General features: G+C 60.3%; 18 protein-coding genes. 5 read left to right on the plus strand and 13 right to left on the minus strand.

Features of this window, described 5'->3' with window-relative positions; all coding sequences use genetic code 11:
* Positions 1 to 1242: a caspase family protein gene (locus MESCI_RS31645; protein ID WP_245268676.1), complete on the plus strand. Its 1242-nt coding sequence runs from the start codon at positions 1 to 3 to the stop codon at positions 1240 to 1242.
* A gap of 45 nt (positions 1243 to 1287) precedes the next feature.
* Here MESCI_RS31645 and MESCI_RS31650 read toward each other — a convergent pair whose 3' ends face one another.
* The gene (locus MESCI_RS31650; RefSeq protein WP_244507016.1) at positions 1288 to 1899 is read right to left on the minus strand and encodes a DUF6931 family protein; all 612 of its coding nucleotides are present in this window, start codon (positions 1897 to 1899) and stop codon (positions 1288 to 1290) included.
* A gap of 148 nt (positions 1900 to 2047) precedes the next feature.
* Between MESCI_RS31650 and MESCI_RS31655 the strand changes: the two genes are divergently transcribed.
* The gene (locus MESCI_RS31655; RefSeq protein WP_013525282.1) at positions 2048 to 2578 is read left to right on the plus strand and encodes an OmpA family protein; all 531 of its coding nucleotides are present in this window, start codon (positions 2048 to 2050) and stop codon (positions 2576 to 2578) included.
* A gap of 100 nt (positions 2579 to 2678) precedes the next feature.
* On the opposite strand, the gene MESCI_RS31660 is transcribed toward MESCI_RS31655, so the two are convergent.
* The 7 genes from MESCI_RS31660 to tagH all read right to left on the minus strand — a co-directional run bounded on the left by MESCI_RS31660 (position 2679) and on the right by tagH (position 15270).
* Positions 2679 to 5009 (minus strand): M23 family metallopeptidase, encoded by a 2331-nt coding sequence (locus MESCI_RS31660; protein WP_013525283.1) that lies wholly within the window; start codon positions 5007 to 5009, stop codon positions 2679 to 2681.
* A complete protein-coding gene (locus MESCI_RS31665; protein WP_164920121.1) occupies positions 5006 to 5416 on the minus strand; it encodes a DUF1036 domain-containing protein in 411 nt (136 codons plus the stop codon). Before MESCI_RS31665 ends, MESCI_RS31660 begins: the two co-directional genes overlap by 4 nt.
* An 84-nt stretch (positions 5417 to 5500) precedes the next feature.
* Positions 5501 to 7909, minus strand: coding sequence for a serine/threonine-protein kinase (locus MESCI_RS31670; RefSeq protein WP_013525285.1), 2409 nt, complete (start codon positions 7907 to 7909; stop codon positions 5501 to 5503).
* A gap of 5 nt (positions 7910 to 7914) precedes the next feature.
* Positions 7915 to 8688 carry a PP2C family protein-serine/threonine phosphatase gene (locus MESCI_RS31675; protein ID WP_013525286.1) on the minus strand — a complete coding sequence of 258 codons (774 nt, stop codon included), beginning with the start codon at positions 8686 to 8688 and terminating at the stop codon, positions 7915 to 7917.
* Positions 8689 to 8854: 166 nt separating this feature from the next.
* The gene (gene tssM, locus MESCI_RS31680; RefSeq protein WP_013525287.1) at positions 8855 to 12418 is read right to left on the minus strand and encodes a type VI secretion system membrane subunit TssM; all 3564 of its coding nucleotides are present in this window, start codon (positions 12416 to 12418) and stop codon (positions 8855 to 8857) included.
* 19 nt (positions 12419 to 12437) lie between these two features.
* On the minus strand, positions 12438 to 13934 hold the full coding sequence (gene tssL / locus MESCI_RS31685) for a type VI secretion system protein TssL, long form (protein WP_013525288.1): 1497 nt from the start codon (positions 13932 to 13934) through the stop codon (positions 12438 to 12440).
* 295 nt (positions 13935 to 14229) lie between these two features.
* Entirely contained in the window at positions 14230 to 15270 is a 1041-nt protein-coding gene (tagH, locus tag MESCI_RS31690; protein WP_013525289.1) for a type VI secretion system-associated FHA domain protein TagH, read from the minus strand.
* Between the two features lie 365 nt (positions 15271 to 15635).
* On the opposite strand from tagH, the gene MESCI_RS31695 reads away from it, so the two are divergent.
* From MESCI_RS31695 to MESCI_RS31705, 3 genes are read left to right on the plus strand one after another with little or no spacing between them, the layout of a single operon-like run.
* On the plus strand, positions 15636 to 17963 hold the full coding sequence (locus tag MESCI_RS31695) for a type VI secretion system Vgr family protein (protein ID WP_013525290.1): 2328 nt from the start codon (positions 15636 to 15638) through the stop codon (positions 17961 to 17963).
* 3 nt (positions 17964 to 17966) lie between these two features.
* Entirely contained in the window at positions 17967 to 18392 is a 426-nt protein-coding gene (locus MESCI_RS31700; protein WP_013525291.1) for a DUF6484 domain-containing protein, read from the plus strand.
* A complete protein-coding gene (locus MESCI_RS31705; protein WP_013525292.1) occupies positions 18392 to 19477 on the plus strand; it encodes a hypothetical protein in 1086 nt (361 codons plus the stop codon). Before MESCI_RS31700 ends, MESCI_RS31705 begins: the two co-directional genes overlap by 1 nt.
* Before the next feature lie 45 nt (positions 19478 to 19522).
* On the opposite strand, the gene MESCI_RS31710 is transcribed toward MESCI_RS31705, so the two are convergent.
* From MESCI_RS31710 to MESCI_RS31730, 5 genes are read right to left on the minus strand one after another with little or no spacing between them, the layout of a single operon-like run.
* Complete coding sequence (locus tag MESCI_RS31710; protein ID WP_013525293.1) at positions 19523 to 20320, minus strand: hypothetical protein; 798 nt, start codon at positions 20318 to 20320, stop codon at positions 19523 to 19525.
* The gene (locus tag MESCI_RS31715; protein WP_013525294.1) at positions 20308 to 20877 is read right to left on the minus strand and encodes an SMI1/KNR4 family protein; all 570 of its coding nucleotides are present in this window, start codon (positions 20875 to 20877) and stop codon (positions 20308 to 20310) included. The genes MESCI_RS31710 and MESCI_RS31715 overlap by 13 nt, the downstream gene beginning before the upstream one ends.
* 15 nt (positions 20878 to 20892) lie before the next feature.
* Positions 20893 to 21654: a PAAR-like domain-containing protein gene (locus tag MESCI_RS31720; protein WP_013525295.1), complete on the minus strand. Its 762-nt coding sequence runs from the start codon at positions 21652 to 21654 to the stop codon at positions 20893 to 20895.
* Positions 21654 to 22709 carry a beta-ketoacyl synthase N-terminal-like domain-containing protein gene (locus MESCI_RS31725; RefSeq protein WP_013525296.1) on the minus strand — a complete coding sequence of 352 codons (1056 nt, stop codon included), beginning with the start codon at positions 22707 to 22709 and terminating at the stop codon, positions 21654 to 21656. The genes MESCI_RS31720 and MESCI_RS31725 overlap by 1 nt, the downstream gene beginning before the upstream one ends.
* Complete coding sequence (locus MESCI_RS31730) at positions 22702 to 23763, minus strand: DUF2169 family type VI secretion system accessory protein (RefSeq protein WP_013525297.1); 1062 nt, start codon at positions 23761 to 23763, stop codon at positions 22702 to 22704. The genes MESCI_RS31725 and MESCI_RS31730 overlap by 8 nt, the downstream gene beginning before the upstream one ends.

The raw sequence follows: 23763 nt of genomic DNA on the forward strand, positions 1-23763 counted from the left end.
GTGGGTCTTGATCGTATCGGCCATTGCGGTGGACTTGTGGGCGCCATTGCGCTTGTAGCGCTGGCACTGCTTTTGACTTTGTCGGCCGCCAGTGCTGAACGCCGTGTTGCGTTGGTCCTTGGCAACTCCCAATATGAGCATGCGCCGGCGCTGACCAATCCGGTACGCGACGCCCACGCCATGGCCGAACGCCTCGAGAATCTGGACTTCGAAGTCGTTTCCGGCTTCGATCTGACCAAATTGCAGACCCAGACGACGATTGCGCAATTCGCAAAGCAGGTGCGCGGCGCCGATATCGCCCTTTTTTTCTACGCCGGCCACGGGTTGCAGGTTTCAGGCAGCAACTACCTTCTTCCGGTCGACGCAGCACTCGAGGACGAGACTTCGCTCGATTTCGAGGCGGTGCCCGTGGACTTCGTCCTGCGGCAAATGTCGCGCGAGACCAGCATAAGGCTGATTTTTCTCGACGCTTGCCGTGACAATCCGCTTGCCGAAGTGCTGGCAAAGACCGCCGGCGTGAAGGGAGCTAGAAGCGGCCTTGCCGAAATTCCCATCGAGAATGGTGGCGCCGGCACGCTTGTCGCGTTCGCCACCAGTCCCAATCAGGTCGCCTTTGACGGGTCGGGCCAACATTCGCCGTTCGCTTCGGCGCTGCTGGCGCATATGGGCGAAACAAACGTTTCCATCACCGAAGCCATGAACCGCGTTACCGCCGATGTCTTCAAGGTAACCGCCGGCAAACAGCGCCCCTGGAGCAATGTCTCGCTGACCACTGAGGTCGTCCTGCACAAGATCGACCTCAACGCACCGCTGATCGTCGGCGAGGCGACCACTCAGAAATCGGAAGCCGGTTCGGATGGGCGAAACGTTGCGGCAAACCCGTCGGGCGCCGACGACGCCCAACTTTCGCTCGATATGCTTCGTCAGAAAATCCCAAGGCTTGCCTCCGACGAGCCTATCTTTTTTGACCATCCTGTCGATTTCGGCGATCCGGAAATCGACGGCAAGAGCATTGCGGAGCTGATCAAGGGCAAGCCACGCTTCAGTCCTGTGGAGGGGCTCGACAAGTCGGTATGGGAAGGAAAGCACTGCGACGGTTGCCATGAATGGAACGAGGCCCGGCTGTGTGAACAGTCGAAAAATTTCGCCGCCAACGACGTGTCTGTCTTACGGCTTCAACATCCGCTTGGAACGCGCTTCAAGGTGGCGCTCGCAAAATGGGCGCAAGGTGGCTGTAAGTAAGCCAGGATGATGACGGCATCCATCGGTTTCTGCCGGGCGAATGCTCTAATCCGCATCCGCTGCTTGGCTCAGGGCCTCGATCTCAGCCATCTGGATGCCCATTTCGACAAATGCCGAAAGAACGGCGAACCGGTCAGCCAGTGCGACACGCGCCAGTCCGGCCAGAATCCCGGCATTGATTGCGTGGGCGGCTGGAAACGGCAGCAACGCCGGTGCCATCGTCGCGGCCCTGGCCGAACCATTGTCACGCCATCCCGCGGCCAGAGCAATCCAGCCGACCGGCGTTGTTGGCGGCGTCGCGCCGGCTGTGCTGAGCGCCGCCTGGTGGCGGAGACTGTCCGGTTCGCCCACCCAGTTGTGGACCAGCGGGAGCAACTGATGATCGGTCTCATCCAACAGGTCGGCCAGGTGGCTCAGGCATTCATGGGCCCACCAGACCGCGGCTCGCTCGGGAAGCAGGTAGGCACAAAATGTAACCGCTTCCTCGGGAACGCGCCCTGCGAGAAGGTCGCGGCAAAACTCGATCGAGCGCTGGTCGGTCGGAAGGCTCCTCATGTCCCGCGCAATAGCAGGACACGCCGCGAAAAGATCCCTTGCCGTTTTGAATCGGAGCCCATTGGCCATGACCGCCACGCTTTCATCGAGAAGCTTGGCCACTCAAGCCTTAGGCGCGGCGCGGGTCAAGTCTCAACCGGTGACGCGGCAACAACTGTCACGCCCCCGGCGATTGCAGACAGACAATTGCCTGCGAATTTGCTATGATCCCAACATCGAAAATCGGAATACTCAACCAGGAGGAGCCGCTATGCAGTGGAGCAGTTCAGCTTTTGTGTTGGCGGTCGTGCTTTTCTCGACCCACGCTTCCGCCGACCCCGTTCAGAAATCGGAAGACATCGTGAAGTTTTTTGCTGGTGCGGCCGATCTCGGCAAGTCCCGCGGGATTTGTGTTGGCTCCGCGGAGGAGTGCAAAAGCAAGTCCAATGACGCGTCGGCAGTGAAAACCGGCCTCGACATGCTGATCAATTTCGGCTTGGATTCGGCCGAACTTGACGCCACCGCGCGCGCTGAACTCGACGAGTTCGCCAAAGCCCTGAAGGACAACCGGCTGAGCACGTTCAGCTTCGTCGTCGAAGGCTATACCGATGCCACCGGCACGGTGCACCACAACGAAGGCCTGTCGCAACGACGAGCGAAATCGGTAGCCGCCTTCCTCACGGCCAGCGGCATCGAGCCTGATCGCATCAACGCGGTCGGCATGGGTGAAAAGAACCCGCGCAGTTCCAACCCATACGATCCGCTCAATCGCCGCGTGGAAATGCGGATAAAGACACAATAGCCACGCAAAGCTGCGCCGCAGCCTGGGATGGGGCGAAGATTGTTCTACCCGATGGAATTTGGACAGGGGTGAGCATCTGATAGAGCAGCGCGAGCGTGGTTCAAGGCGTATTCTGAATTGAGCTTATGACGGCGGTGACGGCCTGCTTGTATTTTTCAAACTCCGGTGACGTCTGGCGGACCTCCGTGGTCGTTGTCTGCTGGGCGGCGCCAGTGGCCATGCGGCCCAGCTTCTGGCCCATTTTCCTTTCGGCCCAGTCCACGACGTAGCTGGCGGTCTTGCCGGTGAGAAACGGGTTGGCCTGGATGACGGCCGACCCCAGCACGGCGCTCAGTTGCGCCGAACCTGTGGCCGACAGCACCTGGTGCGCGCCTTCCATTCCCAGGAAATGACAGAGATAGAGTCTGCCCGCCGTAATCTGGTGACCACGCTCCCGAAGATAGGCCTCGCCTTCGCGAGCCAGGTTGCGAACCATCTCACGCGAGATCGTGGCGTCGTAGCGCAGTGCGAGCAGGTCGGCTGTCGACAGCGTGCGCGCAAGTTCCGGGCGGTAGGTGTTCATCATCCTGATCCAGGTCTTGCTTATGAATTGCCCTGCACCGGTTGCTGAGGAATTTGGGTTCTTGGCGCGAGCGCTGCCGCCGCTTTCGACATGAACGATACGGTCGGTGAGCGTCTCGACCGCGGAATCGTCGGAAGCGACCGCGGTGACCGTGCCGAGTGGGTCGATCGCTGCGCCATTCTGGTAGAGTTCGAAATGCAGGTGGGGCCCGGTCGAAAGGCCGGTGGTGCCGATATAGCCGATCACATCGCCGGCTTTCACCCTGGTTCCGACACCGGTCCCGATTGCAAATTTCAGCATATGCGCATAGCGCGTCTCGCGCCCGTTTGGGTGCGAGATCTTCACCAGATTACCATAGCTGCCGCCATCGCCCTGGAAGGTGATCTCACCATCGAAGGCGGCTGCGATCGGCGTGCCAACGGGAGCCGCCCAGTCGACGCCCTTGTGGATGCGAACGGTGCCGAGAATTGGATGCTTGCGTGGCCCGAAGGTGGATGTCATCACCCCGTTGACGGGCGTGACCATGCCGTTGGTGACCGTCAGCGAGCGGACCTGATCGTCACCGGTAACGCACGCAAACTGGCCCTCGCTCAGCTGGAAGACGAAACAGTCGAGGCTCTTTTCGGTGCCCTGCACGCCGACATACAGCACACGCCCGTCAGTCTCGCCCTTGCCGCGCGGCGTTTGCGAGTAGATCAGCACAAGGCGCTGGTCCTCGCTGGCGAAGGCGTCCAGATCCTGCCCTCGCGATAGGTACATGATCGCTTCGCCGATCACGCCGGTTGGAACACTGTTGCGAGCCGCCGTCGAGTAGATCGCGTCGAGCAGGCGATACTGCCGCTTGTGCGTGCCTTCCCCCTGTGCGCCCGAATAGTTGAACAGATCTTCACGGACCCAGGGATCGACACCCGATACGAATGCGCCCGCCGCATTGCGTGTCAGCGTGCCGACAAAGACGTTCTTGGCGTAGATGGACACCTGCATCAGCGACATGGTCGTCGTCTCGCGCCTCGGCCTGAAACCACGCATGGCGATGACATAGCCCGGTTCCAGGCCGTCGCGGTTGAAAAGCGCCTTCAGCGCTTGCCCTGCCAGCTTGGCGTCCTCTGCGGAGAAATGCGCATCGAGCGCGACGCTGTCCAAAGAGCGGTCGTTGAGGATTTTCACGAACGTGTCTTCGGTCGCCTCGAACCGCTGATACTCATTCGAGACGGTTGCGACACTCGTGTTGTTTTCGATCTGCGTCTTCTGGAATGCGGGAAGGGCTGCATCGCCCGCATCGATGGTCTCGCCCCAGCCGGCTTCGGGATCATCGGCGTCCGCCCTTTGGTCGGGCGCTGCGGCTGGTTCCCCCTCTATCGGCGATGGCTCAAGATCATTCTGCAGATCACCGGATGGTGGGGCAGCAGTCTTTCGTTGCGCCTGGAAGAATGCAAAATCCTCTTGCGTCGACGGTATCGTTGTCATGAATTTTTCGCTCGCGCTAAGCATGACGTCAGACAGGATTTCGATCTGTGGAGAAACGCCGGCCTGGTTGAGTTCCGCCGGGCGCGGCATTGTCCGGCCTTTGGTTGCGGCGCTGGCATCGGGCGCCAGCGTGATCCACATCGGGTCCCCCGCCAGATCGATAATGGCTGGCACATACACGGATGCGTCCGCCGGCATATCGTCCGCCCCTTCGACCGCATGCAACTCCTCGTCTTCGTCTCCGAACGACCAATACTCGGCGGTGAGGTAGAAACCGGCGGCGATAGAGAGCAGCACAGCCACCGCGAGACCGGCAACAAGCCTGTGCCGAAGCGTGCGCCTGCGAAGGGCCGCGCGCGCCTGCTTTTTCTGCCTGAAGCTCGTGTCGATACCGTGCGTCACGGATTGCTTCCCGTAAGGAAGAAAGTCCACCGCGCCTGTTCGAGGGTATCGACTTCAAGAAATTGTGCCGCGATATGGCCGCGCTGCCAGCACTCGTCGATGCCGCGTATCGAAAAACGTCGCCGCTCAAGGCACATTTCGGTCGATCCTGTGAGGATCGCATGACCAAACACGTCCGTTGCGTAGATGTAGATGTAGCGGTTCGTCAGTTCCTCACGAATGACGTTTACGCATTGATTGGCGCCGATGGTCCACCAGCCATCGGTCTGGTCCGCATTGTCGACCTTCTGGCCGACGGCGAGATTGACGACATCCAGAGTCTGATTGCAGACCGTGAACTCGGCGCGCGCTTCGCTGGATGACAGCACGGCCAACAGGGCCGCCCCCCCCATGACCGCAAGCCTCATGCTGCCACGCAGGGCAGGGGCCCGAACCGGATCAAACTGCCTTATCGGCGGGTCAGAGCGGCTGAGTTGCATCGGGCGCCCATGCTATCCGCCGAGCCGGAAATACTGGGCGGTGGCCGAGAATTGAGACCCGTCGGTCTCGATTTCTTCGAGAATCTTGGGGAGCAGCACCGAGGCTGGCATGGGCGTGGAGAACGCGGCTGCCTGGATGTCCTGAGGGCCCGTGATCACCATTATGATCTGCGGCACCGCCTTTCCGGCGGCTTTGTCGGCGGCCCCGAGACCAATCGGGATGCTGAAAGTAGCCTTGCCGGGTTCTACGACGATGCGGTCGTCGAGATTGAACACCATGCCTTTATGGTCGATCAACAGCACGCTGGACCTGAGCCCGCCACGCGTCACCAGCGTTCCGCTGATCGGCGTACCGTTTGGCACCGATGTCCGATCGAGAACAAGCTGCGGCTTGTCTGATGCGGTCTGCCCGATAAAGCGCAGAAAATTGGTGACTTCGCATTGGCTTGGTTCAATGAGCCGGACGCTGATGTCCGGCTCGACATGGAATTTGGCCTGGAACTCGGCCAGCATGCCTTCGAATGGCTGGACCGATGTTCCAAAGCCTTCGATCGCGGCAGCCTTGTCGGTTGCTGAGGTCATCGTCGCATAGAAACAGTCGCCGCCGCCGAAGTCGCGAACCCATGACACCCGTTGGGCGATGTCGTCGACGGCCGGGGGAATCTCCGGTTTGGGCACGTTCAACGCGACAGCAGGTTGGTCCGGCTGGTTGCTTGTCGGCAAGGCAGGGCTCTCGGCGTTCGCGACAGCCGGCGGGGCCGCAGTGGGATTGGGCTCCCGCGTTGCGGGTGCCGCCGGCTTGCTGGCCTGCGGTTCGGACTTTTGGCTCTCGTCAACCTTGGGCTCAGCGGGCGGCAGCGTCGAGGCTTTCTCTACCGGCGGCGTCGGGGCGGTTGTCTCACTGGAAGCGGCCAACGTTTGACTGTCGCTGGTCATCGTATCCGGCTGGATTGGCGGCGATGCCTTTTCGGGTGGCGGCCTGGCGTCCGTTGCGGGTGGCTTCGCGACGACGTCGTTCTGTGAGGGGACTTCGGCGGGCTTGGTAGGCTCCGGCTTTTGAACCCCCAACGTATCTGCCGGATTTTCAGCCGCCTGTCCGCTGGAATGCACGGGCGAAACTGCCTTTGCCGGCTCAGGGGCGGCAGAGTCCGCCAGGGGCGGCTTTGACAGGCCGGGCGGGAGCTTGGACGGCTCCGGTGGCAAAAGCGATGTCTTGCCGGCAGTCGGTGTGGCAGGCGTCATGAAGCCGCCCAGGTAAAGGCCCGCGCCGGAGGCCACAGCCAGCATCGCCAAGGCAGCGATCGCCAGGGTTCGGGTCTTTGTGGACCTTCCAGGCAAACGCGCCGTGGCCTCGCGCGGCATCGGCGCCGGAGGCGGCCGTTCGAACAAATGCGCGGGCCGCACGTGCTCTACGAAGGGCTGTCCGCCTGGGCCCGCTGCGGCTGCGTCGTCGTGCCTTTCAACATTGTGTGATCGTGCCTGGGTTTTGCTGCCGGATGCAAAGGTTCGCGGCAAAGCCGACCGATCGCGGGGTGTGATGGACGCCGGCGGGGTTGTCTCCTCGTTTTCGTCACGCGTCATCCTGGCGATTTCCGCCATGCTAACCGGCCGGTCCTGCGGATCCGGTTGCAGCATGGGTTCAACGATGTCACGAAAATCATCGTCGATGTCGGTGAGATCAGGCACGGTCCGGCGCTTTTCGATGACCTCGAATTGCGATCCGCTCATATCGATTGGCTTGCCGCGCAAGGCGGCAACCAGCACCAGCCCCAGGCTGTAGATATCGGATTGCTCACTGACATCGCCGCTGTAGAGCCCGAGCTGTTCGGGTGAAACATAGTTGTATTTTCCCGCAAACTTTCCGCCGATCAGGGTCTCACCGCCGACACTCGCCGACCGGGCGATACCGAAATCTATGATCTTCGCGCGGTCGACCCGGCCTCCCGGCAAGATGATGTTATCGGGCGAGAGGTCGCGGTGTATTGCTCCCGCCTGGTGCACGGCGCTCAGGCCGGAGGCGAGGCGGTGGCAGAGCTTGCGCACATCAGCCGCCGGCATCGCGCCACGCCGCATGATGTCGAACAGCGACTCACCGTCGACGAATTCCATGGCAAGGTAGGGACGGCCGATCCCGGGATCGATCGTGAAGACGTGGTAGCGCACGACCGCGTCATGCGACAGGTGATTGAGGATCAATGCCTCCTTGCGAAACAGCGACAAGATCGTCTGGTCACGGGCGAACTCGGGCAAGACGATCTTGATCGCGACATGGTCACCGGTCTGGATATTATGACCACGGTAAACCTCGCCCATGCCACCGAATGCGATGCGTTCGTCGAGCTCGTAGATGCCGCTGAGTTGCGTGCCTACGACGGTGTTGGCCATGCCCCCCGATATGCGCGTCTTGTCGTCGGAGCCCATCAACCTCAGGCCTTCGCTCTATGCAGATATGGAGGAGGCAATTGGCCATCGCGCTCGTGTCCTATCTTTACGAGGACGATCGTGACGTTATCCGTTGCGCCGCGCGCCAGCACCATGTCGAGCAGGTTCTCGCAGGCTGCCTGAGGTGTCGCCGACACCGTCGCCGCCTCGATCTCGGCGTCGGTGACATGCGCCGTCAGACCATCCGTGCTCAACACAAAAATATCCCCCGGCATGATTTCTCCCTGCTGGAAATCGATGACAATCTCGTCGCTGACGCCGATCGCTTGCGTGATGACATTGCGGCGCGGCCACGTGCGTGCTTCGGCTGCGCTGATGATACCGCGGTCGATGAGCTCCTGAACTTCGGTGTGGTCTCTCGAGATCTGCGAGATCGAGGCGTTGCGGACAAGATAGACGCGGCTGTCACCCGCCCACAGGCAGGCAAACCGCCCGTCCATCGCCAGCAGGGCGGCAACGGTGGAACCGATGGTTATGCCGCGGGATTCAGATATGCCTCGGATCTCGGCATTGGCCCGGCCCAGCCTGTCCTCGAAGCGGGCGCGAAGATCGGGAGCTGAGCTCGCAATGCCGATTGTTGACAGATGATCGACGATACTGGCGGAAGCGACCTCTCCGGCGTCATGTCCACCCATTCCGTCGGCTACCACCCAGACGCCAGTTTGTGGCTCGACCAGATAGCTGTCTTCATTGAGCTCACGGACACAGCCTTTGTGGCTCACGCCGAAGCTCTCAACGGAAAGGGCGACAGTATTCAATTTGCCACCAAGCGCTTTTCAAGCGTCCTTCTGCGGCGCACCTTTGGACGCTCGCTGGCGCCACTTTGCCACAGGCTCGAACATTAAAGTATCGAAAACTAAGGAAAACCAGGCTTTGAACGCCGTGGTCAGCGGACCGACGCCATGTTCAGCAGATGAACCCTGTTCAAAACGCCTTGGGACAGCTGAATCCGGACAGGGCCGGGAGGAAGAAGGGGTTGGAGCCTGAGCCTGTCTGGAGAGCATAAGTAACGTCGCGTCCGCCGATCACGAAGCGCGCTTGCATGTTGCTGTCGTCGCCGGTGACGGCAGCCTTGTCCAGAAGTCGTTTCAGCGCCCAGGGCCCTTCGAACTTGATGGCGGATTCGCGGCCTGGCATCTCCGGCGTCAAGCTTAGGCTGGCGGACGCGGAAGCTGCCTCGCCCGGCCAGGTGACCGCGCTCGGCGCGTTGCCCGTCTGATTGCTCCAGACGATCTGGCCTTCGGCATCGAGTATCGCCGTATCGACATCGCCATTCAGTGAGAACGGTGTGAAAGTGATGCTGACCGAAGGCAACGAACCGCCCGATGGGAAGAAGGCGCTGCGGATTTCCGCCGCAAGCTGGAAGTCTTTCAGGGTCGATTTCGACAGGTCGCGTCCAAATCGCGCATCCTGTTTCCAAGTCCAGTCCTGGCTGGTCATGTCGATCAGCGATGCTAGATTTTGTGCGAAGAACCGGTCCAGCAAGCCGCCAGGGGCGAACAATTTGGCGAAATCTGCCATCGCAACATCCTCGGTGGCGTCGCGGGCGAAGGGATAACGGCCGCTGATTGCGGCTTCACAAGGGGCTGTGACCGTCTGGTCAAGTATCTGATTCAAGTTGGTCACCGAGGTTTCGGCAACGTTGCCTTCGAACTCATCCGCCGTCGCGTTGACCATCCGGCCGAGTTGCTTGGGCAGGCGCGAGACATTGGCGCGAAGCGTGGCTATCTGCAGCTGCAGGTTCGAATTGACGCGTTCCGTCTGCGAAGGAACTTCGGCCGCCAGTTGCAGGCTCTGATAGATATCGCTGAAGTTTTGGGTCAGAGCATCGATCGGGCGATGTCCGGCAGGGCCGTTCACCAGGGCCTGGAATGGTCTGAATTGCGCTTCGATGTTTGCTCCTGGACTGAAGTTCCGTGCGTCGGCGGCCCCGGTGCCGGCGCGGCTTTGCGATTTGCCGCTGGCGATTGTTATGCCGATGCGGGCCAGGCCCTTGGCCAGATCCGCGGGGTTGCGCGGCGGGTTCTGGGCCGTGCCTTCGATCTCGGTGCCGGGATCGGGGCCGTCACCTGAGTCCCGCGTCAGAGCTGTTTCATCGGCGATTGCCGCAAAGAGCTGATTCATCGGTGAGCTTGGGGAGGCAGCGGCCGAAAGCGCGATGTAGTGCGGCTTGTCCGTCAGCATCGCCTTGAATTTCAACTGGCCGAGAACGCCGTTCCACGCGGCCGCGAACTCCTTGCCGTAGCGATCAAGAAGTTCGGGGCCGAGCTTGAGCAATTGCTGGTTGATATCGCCTTGTTCGCCGCCGCCCCCGAGAACCCACTGCTCGTCGACAAGCATCTGCGCAATGCGCGACAGTTGCCGGAGATAGAAGGTGTTGAAGCCGGAATGAGTATAGATGCCGGGAATACGAAGCCCTGACAGATCGCCGCCATCGATGCGCTCGAACAGCAGCTGCGCTTCCGGCCCGCCTTTCTGAGACAGTGAAAAATCGTCCAGCACCGCTGCGTATATAGCCGACTTGATCAAGGCCGAAGCGCGATCGGCAAGGCTCATACGCCCGAGTGAACGTTGAGCGGCTTCGACAAGCGGCTGGTTGAGTTCGAAGACCGGATCATAGGCGTCGTCCAATGCAAGCATGGCGCGCAGGTGCTTTTGGAGCTGCTCGCGTCCTTCGCGATTGTTTTCGCCCGGATATCGGTTCTGCTCCCAGTCCCGCTTCATCCACGAAACGATCAAAGCGTCATCGACCTTCGGTGCCTTGCCGCCAAGCATCAGATAGATTTTCAACGGTTCGTAGAGGGCGACGGGATCGGCCATCTTGGCCTGGATCGTCCGCTCGGCCTGGATCAACAGGCGCGATCGGAGCAGTCGCTCCAGCGCCTGCCGATAGGCTGTTTTGGATGCCGAAAGAAGTCTCTCCCTCTGGCTGAGGCCGAACGTCTCCTCTAACGGTGTCGGCAAGTCACCGGTTTCATACCCCGCCGGCAGATCGCGCAACTGGTCAAGCGGGCCGATGACGTTTTCAAGGTCGACATCGGTGACCGTGCTGGCCTTGAGCAACGGGGCCGCCGTCTCGCGATACTGGCCCATGGCCAGCGTTGTGGAGGCGATCAGCGACCGGTTGGAAGCAAAGCTCAGGGCGAGCGTACCCAGTGCGGCGGCGGCGATCAGCGTTATGGCACCCAGGCCACCAAATCTGACGATCGCCGCACGCCTTGCAGCCGATTTGTCATACGAAACCCAGCCCGATTCGGCAAAAATGACGTCCGTCAGCAGATCATGCAAAAAGAAGCTTTTGCCGGTTCCAGAAAGGTGAGGGCGGGAATTGCCGCCGAAATTGCGGCCGATCGCGCCCAGCACCTGATCGATAGGCGTGCCCTCTTGCGTGCCGGACGAAAAATACAATCCACGCAGGCTGACATTCACCTGGCTGCGTCCGGGATCGAACAGAGCGGCGACAAAGCTGGTAACTCGGCCCTTTAGTGCGCCGAACTGTGCCGGAAAACCGAAGATGGAGATGCGCGTGACGGGATCAGCCTCTTCCTGGAGGCGGTCGGCCATCTCGTCGGCCAGTCGTTTTGCCAGCGCATCGAATTCGGCAGGGGCTCCAGCGGCCATGTTCCTGTCGCGCTCCGCGGTCTGGAATGTCGCGCCCCACACCTTGCGCCTTCGTGACTCGTCGAAACCGCCGAAGTAGTCCATGAAACCGGAGACAAGATCGGCCTTGGTGAAAATCAGATAGACTGGAAACTGAACTTTCAGCGTCTCGTGGATTTCCCTCAGCCGGTTGCGTATCTCGGCGACGTGGGTATCTAGCTGCCGGTCGTCGAAGCTCATCAGATCGGCAAGGCTGATGGCCAGGATGACGCCGTTTATCGGTTGCCGGGCGCGGTGCTTCTTGAGCAGTGACAGGAAGGAGAGCCAGCTCTTCTTGTCGCTCTCAGCATTGGAATCCTGCGTCGTGTAGCGACCTGCGGTGTCGATCAACACGGCCTGGTCGGTAAACCACCAGTCGCAGGCACGTGTTCCGCCAATGCCGGCCACCGGTTGGGCGTCTCCTGAACCGGCAAGCGGAAAATTCAGCCCCGAATTGACCAGTGCCGTTGTCTTGCCGGCACCCGGCGGGCCTATGACGACGTACCAGGGGACGTCGTAGAGGAAGTTGCGCTTGCCGCTCGACCCTTTGAGCGCCGCCAAGGCCTCATTCATGCGGGCTTCGAGCAGCCGCCCATCGTCATCATCGCGGTCATCATTGTGCGCAACGACGGTTTCGAGCGCTTTTTGCGCCTTCCTCCCCTGCCAGAAACGCAGCCCGTGAAAAAGCGCCAGCGTCGCCACGATTACACCGATGATCGTTGCACGCAGCCAGGCAGGCCCGAGCGGCCGGCTATCGGCAAAGCGGATCAAGGGGCCGGCAAACCATATGGCCGTCGCGAAGCCGATCAGCGCGGTCATGCTGAATATCCGCAGCAGCCAACGCGTCATGGATGCTTCCAGCAGGTCGTCACAATGTCTCCTCCCTGGGGATCATCACATCGACACGGCGGTTCCTGGCGCGGCCTTCCGGCGTCGCGTTTTCGGCGATCGGTTCGTCCTCGCCCTTGCCGTCCACCGTCAGTCGCGAGGGATCGCTGAATTTCGCGGCCATCAGGGCTTCGACGGCTTTGGCCCGGGCCAGCGAAAGGTCGAAGTTGGATTTGAAGGCGCTCGACCGACGCGGTTTGACATTATCCGTGTGGCCGACGATCCGGATCGGTCCAGGCTCGTGCTCAAGAGCCGCGGCGATGTCGGCGGCGATGGGCTGAAATTCCGGCTTCGTCTCGGCCCTGCCGGACTGGAACAGCAGCAGATTGTTGATTTCCACGACGATGAAGTCGCCCTTGGTGCCAATGGCCAGTCCGCCGCCTTCGACGTCCTTGGCCAGCGCCGCACGAATACGATCGATCTGAGCGTTGGCCGCCGGTGGGGCGACTTTGGCTGGCTCGACCAGCGGCGCCACGCTGGCGCGCTCGATAGCGACGGGTATTGATGGGTTGAGTGCCAGCAATTCACCTGCGGCGGCGTCGCCTTCATTGGAGATGAAGACCCGCAATGCGAAGAACGCTGCCGCCAGCAGCGCCGACGCTGACGCGGCAACCACCCAAAGCGGCAGGCGGGCCGAGGACTGCGCCATCGTCTCGGCCAAGCCCTGCCAGCGCGGCGAGATGTCTTCACCCGCACGCGTCCTGAAGTAGCGAAGCGTCTCGTAGACGTCGCGTCGAACGCGCTCGAGATTGTTGTCTTCGCGCCTCACGCCGCGATACTGGCCCTCGAACCCCAGCGACAGACAGACATGCATCAGTTCGAGCAGATCGTAATGTGTCTCGGGATGGGCCAGGATCTTGTTCAGTGCTTCGTAGAAGCCTGTGCCGGAGGACTGGGTATGAAAGAACTGCCACGACATGCTGCGTTGCGACCAGTCGTCTTTCCCAGGCCAAGGCAGGTTGCCGATAAGATCGTCGGCTGTTTCGCACAGAACATAACGCGCAATCCGCGCATCCTCTTCGGCAACGTCCGATTTCTCCACCGTCCGGTCGAATTTTTCGATGGCCTCAGCGACATGTTGCGCCAGTGGCTCCGCCTGTCTTTCGACAGGCATCAGCCTGAGTTGCCCAAACAGCATCAGCAAAGGAGCGGCCGCAGCGAGAATAGTGTTTGCCGCGCAGTATCTGACCACCTCGGCGGCGCCGAGCAGCATGCGCTGCTCGATGGGCGGCTTTGATGCGGCGGCCGAAGAGCTGGTACCTGCTGGGGCACCCAGGGCCGGGCCTTGATAGATGACGGTTCCTGATACCCAGCCCGGTGGCCGCACGACGCCAGGATCGAACACGGTTGAATCCTCGATCCTGGAGGTGTCCGCGATGGATTGCTCCGGAACCGGCGGCGGTTTTTGCGTGCGCCGTGGATTTGCGCGAATGACGGTCTTGCCCGCCGGACCGAAGGGGTCGTCCTTCGAGCTCATCGCCGATCACCCGTGCAGGCGGGATACCCGCGATTGGGCGAGACAGGCGCAAGACGGTTTCTGGTCGGGTAAAGGGACCGCAACCCCGGTCGGCCGCGGCAGTGTCCGCAGAAGGATTGGCCAGAAAATCCTGTCCCGCCGTAGCATGACATTGCCGCAGACCCCCAGGTCAATGAGTCTTACCCGCTTGGCGAACTGTCGTACGCGATTGTAATCTCAGAAATTGTTTATTGGAACCGGATGCCGGGCGTCGGAGGACTTTTCTGACTGGCCTGCCAGGCGTTTCCTGGATCGCCTATTTTTGCTTGTCGGCTTTGGCGTAGGCCTCGCTGAAATACGCCAGGTAGATGTCCAGCATGCCGTTTTCATGTGCCTCCTCCATGGTCCGCCATGTCGCGACATAGGCGTCCCAGGCCTGCCCCTTCTTCGATGTGAACGACGTAGGCGGGAGTTTCCTGCCGATCGCCTCGGGCGACAGGTCGTCAAGCAGTCGGGAGAGCGCAGCTTGCATGGCGGCATAGGTGGCGAATTCGTGCGTCTTCAGATCGCGGAATGCGTCCTCGATACTGCGCCTGGCATCAAGATAGCCGGCCCTGCGACGGGCGAACATGATTTCGAGGATGTCGTCGGTTCCTGGAACGAACTTCAGCGGATTGTTGTCGGCGGCGCTGATCATCGTTCGTTGTGTGCTCTTGGCCAGCATTTTCGCGGCCGCACGTGCTTTCAGCAGCAACGTCAGTTCCTCGACCACCACCCGCAGGACCGCGCCGATTTCGGCGGCAACTTCATGCGGGTCGCGTAATTGAAGCAATTCCGGCGAAATGCCGGCTCCGATCGCGATCTCCCGCAAGACCTCGTCTCTGGTCGAAGGCAGGGGTGGGGAGTGCGGCGGAATGCGCTGCCCGGGCCGTTGCTGCGCGGGATCGAAGAAAGGTGCATCTTTGAATTCCAGCGGTCGGCCTGTCGCGGGCGGCATGTCTCGCTGCTCGGATTTGTAGCTGGGGTAGCCCGCCGTGGCGCGCTCTTCGTCGATCGATACCAAGATGACATAACGGCCGATCAGTATCCGGTCGCCATGGCCAAGCCGGTGTGGCCCGGTCATGCGCTGGCTCGATCCGTTGATGAAAGTCCCATTGCGCGAGATGTCGTGCAGCCAGAACGCGCCCGCCTCGTAGCGAACCTCGCAGTGGCGGCCCGAGATGAACTTGTCGGGATCCGGCAAGGTCCAGTCGCAAGCATCGCGTCCGATTTCGAAGCCGCGATCACGCGCCGCGTAGCTGGTCGAGGTACCAGCGGGCAAGGCGTCGACATTGTTGATTTCCAGACTGATGTGCATCCGAGATCGCCGTCGATCGTTGATCGGTACTCCGCCATTCTAGCAGCTTGCGGGTAAAACAGGACAGAAGCGTTTCAAGCCGATGAACCGGCTGGTTAATGCATGTCGCCCAAAAGTGCCCTTCGTTTGAGAAAACGACATTGCTTGAAACAAGACCTGAAGGTGCAGCGCGTGAATCCGACCAACCGCGATACGGTTTGGGTTTCTGTCGCCCCATGTCCTCTTTGGCCAGCAGGAAAACATGTGGTAGGCTCAACATGGCCTGGCGTGGCGGATTTAAGAAGTTCCTGAACGGAATGCTGTTAATATAGCGGGAACTTCAAATCCATCACATTGGCGGCCGCGTCCAGGAGGGGGCTCGACCCATGCCCAATGAACGTGCCACCGTTGTCCGGACACCGGTTGGCTCCGAGCTGTTGACCTTCACGCATCTTGTCGGACGCGATGAGATCAGCCGTTGTTTTGCCTATACGGTCGGATTCGTGAGCACCGACTCCGATATCGATCCGTTGAAGATGCTGGGCGGGCCGCTCTCGATCGAAGCTGAATCTGATCCGAAACGCTGGTTCAGCGGCATCGTCTCCGAGTTCCGGCTCACCCGGCTGGAAGATCGGCTGGCCTACTATGAGGCGGTCATCAGGCCGTGGCTCTGGTTTCTCGGCAACACCACCGATTGCCGTATTTTCCAGAACAAGAGCGTCCTCGACATCGTCAAGGACATCTTCAAGAAATACGGTATCGCGGAATTCGATCTGCGCCTGCAAGGGTCCTATCCCCCGCGCGAATATTGCGTGCAGTACGACGAACCCGATCTGGATTTCGTGCAGCGGCTGCTGGAGCATGAAGGCATCCTGTATTTCTTCGAGCATGATGACGGCAAGCACACGCTTGTCCTGGCCGATGCGATGAGCAAGCTGAAGCCTGCGCCGGGCTACGAGAAAGTGCTCTATAACTTTGAAGGTCAGGGTTCGCGGCGCGATGTCGAATACATCACTGAATGGATACCGGGCAGTTCGGTGCGCCCAGGCGCCTATGCCCACACTGACTATGATTTCACGAAGCCGGGCGCCGATCTCATGGCCAAGTCGGCCCAGCCGTTCAGCCACAAGGAGGCAGCGGGTGAGAACTACCGCCAGCCCGGCGCGCATCTCGAAACGGGCCGGGGAGACAGCCTGGCCGCGATCCGGCGTGAGGAAATCCAGGCCGTCCACCAGCGCATCGCCGCTGTCGGCACCGTGCGCGGCCTCTATTCGGGCTGCACGTTCAAGCTGGATAGCTTTCCGCGTGAGGACCAGAACCAGGAGTATCTGGTGGTCAGCGCCGAATACAGACTGTTTGATCCAGGTTACAGAGCCCATGCTGACGTCAACAGCGAGAATTTCAAGGTGATCCTCGGCCTGGCGCCGACAGCCTTGCCCTATCGTCCGCCGCGGATCACGCCACGGCCGATCATGCGTGGCCCCCAGACGGCGACGGTGGTCGGCCCGTCCGGCGAGGAAATATTTACCGACAAATATGCGCGGGTGAAGGTGCAGTTTCATTGGGACCGTCTGGGCAAGAAGGACCAGAACAGCTCCTGTTTCGTGCGGGTGTCGCAGACCTGGGCCGGCAGCGGCTGGGGCTTCATCCAGATCCCGCGCATCGGCCAGGAGGTGATCGTCGACTTCATCGAAGGCGACCCGGACCTGCCGATCATTACCGGCAGGGTCTACAACGCCTCCCAGATGCCGCCCTACGGGCTGCCGGGCAGCGCCACGCAATCGGGCTGGAAGTCCGACTCCTCCAAAGGCGGTGGCGGCTACAACGAGCTGATGTTCGAGGACAAGGCCGGCTCCGAACTGGTCAATTTCCAGGCGCAGAAGGACCACATCCTTCTGGTCAAGCACGACCGCACCAAGCTGGTGCAGCACGACCAGTCCGACCGCATCGACCACGACGCCAAGCATTCCGTCGGCCACAACCTCGATGAGGACGTCGGTAACAACAAGACGGTCAAGATCGGCGTCGACCAGACCACCAACATCGGCTCGAACGACACCGAGACAGTGGGCGCCAACCGCTCGCTGACGGTCATGGCCAACGAGACCATCCATGTCGTGTCGAACTCGACGGAGAACATCGACGCCAATCACACGCAGACGGTGGGGATTGTGCAGACGGTGAGCGTTGGCGCTGCGCGTGTCGATACGGTCGGAGCATCGGAGACCAGAAGCGTCGGCGGGCCGCAGACCAACACGATCGGCGCGACACGGTCCGTGACGGTTGGGGCAGCGCAGGACCACAGCATAGGTGCGAGCGACAGCTGGACGATTGCTTCCGATCAGAGCGTGTCCATAGGCGGCGGCCACACCGAGAGCATCGCGAAGGATCAAGGTTCGACGGTCGGCGGAGGACGCACCGCTTCGGTAGGCAAGGACGATTCGACATCGGTGGCCGGCGCGCATTCCCTCTCGGTCGGCAAAGACAGTGCCATTTCTGTCACCGGCAATGGCACGATCAAAATCGGCAAGAAGCTGGTCATCGACGCCGGTGACGAAATTCTCATCACAACCGGCTCGGCCAAGATCATGATGAAGAAAGACGGCACGATCGCGATCGAGGGCAAGGACATTTCGGTCAAAGGGTCAGGAAAGATCAGCATCAAGGCTTCTAGCGACATCACGATGAAGGGTTCGAAAATAGGGGAGAACTAGAGCATGGAAAAGGTTCGTGATCGCGTCGATGGCGTCGTAATTGGCCAGTTTCTCGGTTTCGGCGAAGACGGTCCTCTGGTAGTATTTCCGGGCAATTCGAAAGAAACCGCACTAGCGGCGCGCAGCCTTGCCGAACTGTCATCCGATATGATCGGCCAGGAGATCGCCTTGTTGTTCGAGGACGGAGATGCGCGGCGGCCGCTCATCGTCGGGCGCATCGTGGAACTGGTGCGCAAGCATGCGGCACCTGCAGTTATTCGCGATGGAGACCGCGTGCGGATTCACGCCGAAGAACGGATCGAATTACGCTGCGGCAAGGCAACGATCCTGATGGAGAAAGACGGTCGCATCACCATCAGAGGTACTTTCGTTACCAGCCACGCCAGTGCCGCCAACCGTATTCGCGGCGGTTCGATCGACTTAAATTGATGATGGTCGCGGGGAGCTACGGCCAACAATCGGACGGTACCGTTGAACATCGCATCGTCAAGGACATTGTGCGTCAGCACGCCGAGCTGGCGGCTTTCTTGTGGGCGCAGCGCGACACGTTGGCCGCCGAGGACCCACCTGAGGGAAACGTGGTCGACGGCGTCGGCAGGCGGCTTGAGGCAAACCTTGACGGCTTGCGTATTGCCGGGGTAGCCGCATGGCCGTTCATCGAGGCTGCCTATGAGGACTTCCCCGAAAAGGGGGAGTTGTTCCTTTTCACATGGTTGGCAATTGAGCAGGGTAGCGATAACAAGATCCGACAAGCCGTTGAACTTGGCCGTGCTTCGGATGACGATGCGCGGGGCCTGGTCGGAGCACTGGCATGGCATAAGGCCGAAACGATTAGTCCCTTGGTACGGCGTTGGATCAGCGCGCAAGACGCGTTCCTACGCTATCTCGCTGTCGCGGCCTGCCGCGAACATGGGGTCGACCCAAAAGCTCTGTTGACGAATCTGATGCGCGATCCTGACGTCCGCGTGCGGGCAAACAGCCTGCATTTGGCGGGGGTACTGCAACGCCTCGATCTGGTGCACGAAGTTGCTGGCGCGCTAGATGCCGACGACGGAAGCGTGCGGCTATGGGCAGCCTGGACACTGAACGAACTTGACCGCGGGGATTTGGCGAGGGCGGAGTTGCGAAAGGTTGCGGCCACCAATGGGCCAAATGCACCGACGGCTTTGCGAGCCTTGATCAAGGCAGGGCCACAGGACGACGTCCGCGCCTTCATGGGTGGCTTGCTCAAGTCGCCCGACACGGCGTCGCTAGCCGTGCGTGGCGCCGGCATGCTGGGCGATCGTTCGATCCTGCCTTGGCTGGTGCAGCAGATGCGCATTCCAGCGCTCGCTGCGGCCGCTGGCGGCGCGCTGCTCGAGACCTTCCCGGAAGCACGCGGCATCGACGGGTTGTTTACGCTCGATCCGACCACGCTTGGGCCTGACTTTGAGGATCACTTCGGCGATTTTGCGATGAAGGTGCCTGTGGCAGAGAACGTTAGGATGTGGAGCAACAGTGTGCTCCAAAAATAATCAAGAAACGCGCCGAGACCGCGACTCGAGCCACGAGCCGATCGATCAGGATCCCCGTGGGGTATCGAGAATTTCGGCGCAGCGCACCGCGGTCATGATCGGTGCCAATGACGCGTCTGTTAGAAGCACAACCGGCGCAATCTGGGTTTCCTCCACCGGCCACCAATCGCTGATTCCGCCCCTTATGACCGCCCATGCATCGTCTGAGCGCCCGGCTTTGGCCAGCGCGGCGGCGAGGAACACCACGTTGTCGAAAATACCGGGCAGGGTGTTGTCTTTTTCAAACATCTGCACCGCACCCTCATGATACTCATAGACACGCGCCAGTCCGATCATATGATCGGCCCGTGTCTGCGGATCCGAAAACTTTTTCTTGCTGCCTTCAACCTTCGCCACCGCCTCAGCAAAGCGAACTGCGCCACCAAGCTGCACACCCTGCGGTAAGCGAAAATCCTCCGAACCGTGTGATGCGGCGAACGCAGCCAGCCTTGCGAGTATCTTCAGAAGATCGGGATCGCCCTTCTTTCCCAAACTGCGGCGGCCGATCTCCGCTGTCTTTGCGGCTCGATCCCAGCTTTCGGTTTGGCGTGCCGCTAGCGAGCAAAGCGTGATCTGATCAATCTGGACGTCGAACGTCTCGAATTGGTCTAGTGCGGCGACGGACGTCTCGACATGTCCGAGCACTTCGTGCCATTGACCGCGGTACGCCGAGATCTCCGCGAGAGCCGCTGCGGCCCGGGCCGTACCCTTCTTCACCAGGTCGGCGAACGCCTGTTCCGCTTCTTCGATGTCCCCACCCAGAGCCTTCTTTTGTGCCGCCTCAAGCTGCGTTAGTTTTGCCATTCGGGAATCTCCGGGTTAAACCTGTGAGCGATGTCGCGATGAAGTTCGTCATCGATTTCAAGAGTGTTGTCTTCGTCGACAAAAAAAGCGCCTTCAGCGTAACACGCGTCAATCGTTTTGATCATTGCCGTAAGGCTCTCATACTCCACAGGCTGCTGGGGCTCCCCATGAATGAAGCCGATTATCTCTGCGGTTTCCTTCTTCTCATGGCCGCATGAGGCGAGGTAGAAATCCCCGCCTCCGTCAGCAAACACCGGAAACCACCCTTTGCGCCACTGCGGTGCGTCCCTTCGTTCCATGAATATTTCGACAGCTTCTTCGAGCGACAGCAGGTAGAAGCCGGGGAAAAAGTAAACGGTGTCCAACTGCTCGCCTTCGTTCACCCTGGTTCCGTCGCGCCAGCGATATAGTTGCTCCAACTCCAACGGAAGCGGGAAAGGCAACCGTGCCTCCCAGGCACGGATGTCCATGGTGGACAGCCCGGGCTGGAGCAGAGTTGGCGTTACGCGTCCGAGACGCGTCAGAAATTGAACGATCCGGTCCAGTTCTTCGATCATTGCAGGAGCCTGACTCTAGATGACTTCCACCCAATATGAATCGCCGTTGCCAATATTGTTGTTCTGATAAAACGACGAAAGTTTGCCGCCTTGGGCGTTCTGCTCCGACACCGGAATCGCCGCGACGGCGGCTTTCGGCTTACCCGGAGGTTTTCCACCCTGGGTCGAAGAGGCGAAGGGAAACTCGTCGAGCGACGTCTTTTTCTTGCCCTTTTTCTCGCCTTTGAGCGCGGCTCGCCGGTTCTTGCGGATGGCGCTTCGGCTTGTCTGGCGCGTCAGCTTCTTCTTGCCGGAAGCGGGCATCCGCTTCTTCATGTTGGCTACCTTGTTAGGAAAGGTTGCCGAATCGAAAACGACCGTAGGCAGCGGGGCTGGATTTGCATTCCCCTGCAGGTCGACCGTATTTTTGTTGTTGTGATATTTCTTGTCGGTGTGGCGGCAGGCGTTCTTGCCATCCATCTTGACGTCGAACGAGTAGAGTATCCAATCTGTTGCCTGTTTGAACGTATTGGATTTGACGCCGCCAACCGTTCCGGGTTCGTCACCCGTACTCATCCCGTATTGCGAGCCTTTGTTAGCAATCATGGCGCCGCCCTTAGCGAAGACGGTTGTCGTGCCATTCTGCAATGTGCTGCTCATTGCGAAGTTGGGATAAGGCAAGGGAATGGGGCCGCCCGGGCTCGGAGTCTTGCAAACGTCGGGGATTGTCGCCTTGGAGAATCCGGTGGACGATTTGTGGGTTAAGCCGAGGCCATTGACGGTGATATGCGTCGGCATCAGGCAGCCTTTCGCCTGCCGCCGAGTAGTGCGGCTGCGCGAACGCCGTTCTCGGAACTGGTCCAGATCAGGGACAGGGGTCCGGTCTGATAATTGCGGGCTTCGGCTTCCGCCACAAGGCTGACAAACAAAGGTCCGCTCGCCGCACCCACATCGCCCCAGCAATCGGCAGGGGTCTCGAAATCGGCCGCATCCCTGAACCGACCGGGATTGCGGATGGTTGCGAAGCCGTACTCGTTGGCTCGATAGCGTTCGCCGTTCATGTCGCAGATTATCCGATCGACTGGATCTGTTACGGCCTTTTCGAACAAGTTACGGAACGCAGCACCAAGTCCTTCGCCAAGAACGACGGTCTCGGTTCGGATGCGTTTTTCCTCGTGCGCGCCTTCGATGCCGATCAGTTGGAGCCGTGGCGGGATAGCATATTTCCGGGCGGTTCGCAGAGTTGTCATCAGGCAAAATCCCGCCGCCTCTCCAGGGCAGAACCCATAGATGTTGCCCTCTGAATGCAGTTGTTCATTTTCGTCCAACCACACGAGTGTCTCGGTCTGCAGATAGGTATCGACGCCGCCAGCCAGGCAGAACGTTACGCTGCCCTCGCGCAGGCTTTTTGACGCTTGCAGCATGGCGATCATACCGCCGGCATGGCCTCCAGCAATGGATCCGCCGCCCTGGAACACGGCGTATTGTGACAGACCACTGCGAAGTTGAGCATGCACTTGGACTGCGAATTCGCCATCCTGGCCAGGCCTGGGTTCGCCTGTCGCCACGATTAACGACACCGGTGCGTTTCCGAGGGCGCCAAGCATCGGCCGCAATGCCTGCACGGCCGGATCGAAAGCGATTGCGACAGCGCGATCGGGACCCCGCATATGAAGGTCAATACCCATGTCGCGGGTGACCTTCATTTGCTCGCCGAAGCGGTCGACCATCGTGGGATGTTGCTGGATTGCGGAAATGCCAGCGCGAACCGCGGCCGCACTGGAAGCAGCGTCGAATCCCAACGGCGTTCGCGCGCCGATGCCGACGATGACGATGGCGTCGTCTCTAGCCATCGACGAATTCCTCCGTCCAGATACCCATGCGCGTGGCGGCCGCCGAAACAGTCTGACGACGTAGGCTTATGGTGGTGCTCTTCAGCCGCTCCTCGTCATAAGGAACATACAGCGTGGTCATCCATGTAATGGAGAACTGACGCTTGTCTGGTTTGATCCGTAGCGTATGGATCGTCGGCTCCTCATGCTGCCGGGAGGGTCGGTTGTTGAACTCCGTATGTATGTCGAAGCCGATACGAGGCAGTACGAACTGGAAAAACCCGTCGCCAGTGAAATTGCCCAGCCGCACGGTTTCATAGCCGACAAGTGGCGTCCTGGTTTGCTGATCTTCCGGCGCGCACTGGTAGTATGTTCGGCTGAAATCCAAGGGCAGCAGCGGATCACGCCTCTTTTGCCATTCATCGCCATAGGTGCCCGCATATTTGGCGCGCGGCATCCAGTGCCGCGCCACTGGACCGAAACCTGCTGGCCGGCCGCTTTGGTGATCGCGATAGGGTGCGTCAGGATACTCGAAGTTGGGGCCGGTCCTGCCGATCAAATGTCGTGCATCGACGGCGAAGCCGGTTCCTACGGGGTTTCGTCGGTCCCAATCGGGCGTGGAGGCCTGAGTGTCCGTGCCGCCAAAAGTTCTCCGCCAAGAAATCGGAATCCGAATGAAAGGCTCGGGTCGGCTCATACGCACCAGTACCGGCCCCGGCATAAAAATACGGTCGCCAATCGCACGCACGCTCTTGTCCAACACGTTGCCTATCTTGATACGCGCCATCGACTCGATATTCGGTCGCTGATCAGGCGCATATACGTGGCCTTCTACAAGGACATCGGTGTGCTTCTTTTCAATGACGAGATCGTCGTCATCAAGTAATTCCAGGGCGTCAGCGCTGTGGATAGGGGCCATATTAACAGGAACCTGATCCTTCAGAAGCTGCTGCTTACCGTCGAGGTCAAGTTCGAACGATGCTTTGATCGCGATCAGCCACCATTCGTGGCCGTGTTCGTCGCGGGTCCAAGCTTCCTGGGCCGCAAATGGCGTCTCGTTCCAGAGATTCCACAT

Origin of the sequence: Mesorhizobium ciceri biovar biserrulae WSM1271 (genome assembly GCF_000185905.1) — a bacterium.
GTDB classification, from domain to species: Bacteria; Pseudomonadota; Alphaproteobacteria; order Rhizobiales; family Rhizobiaceae; genus Mesorhizobium; species Mesorhizobium ciceri.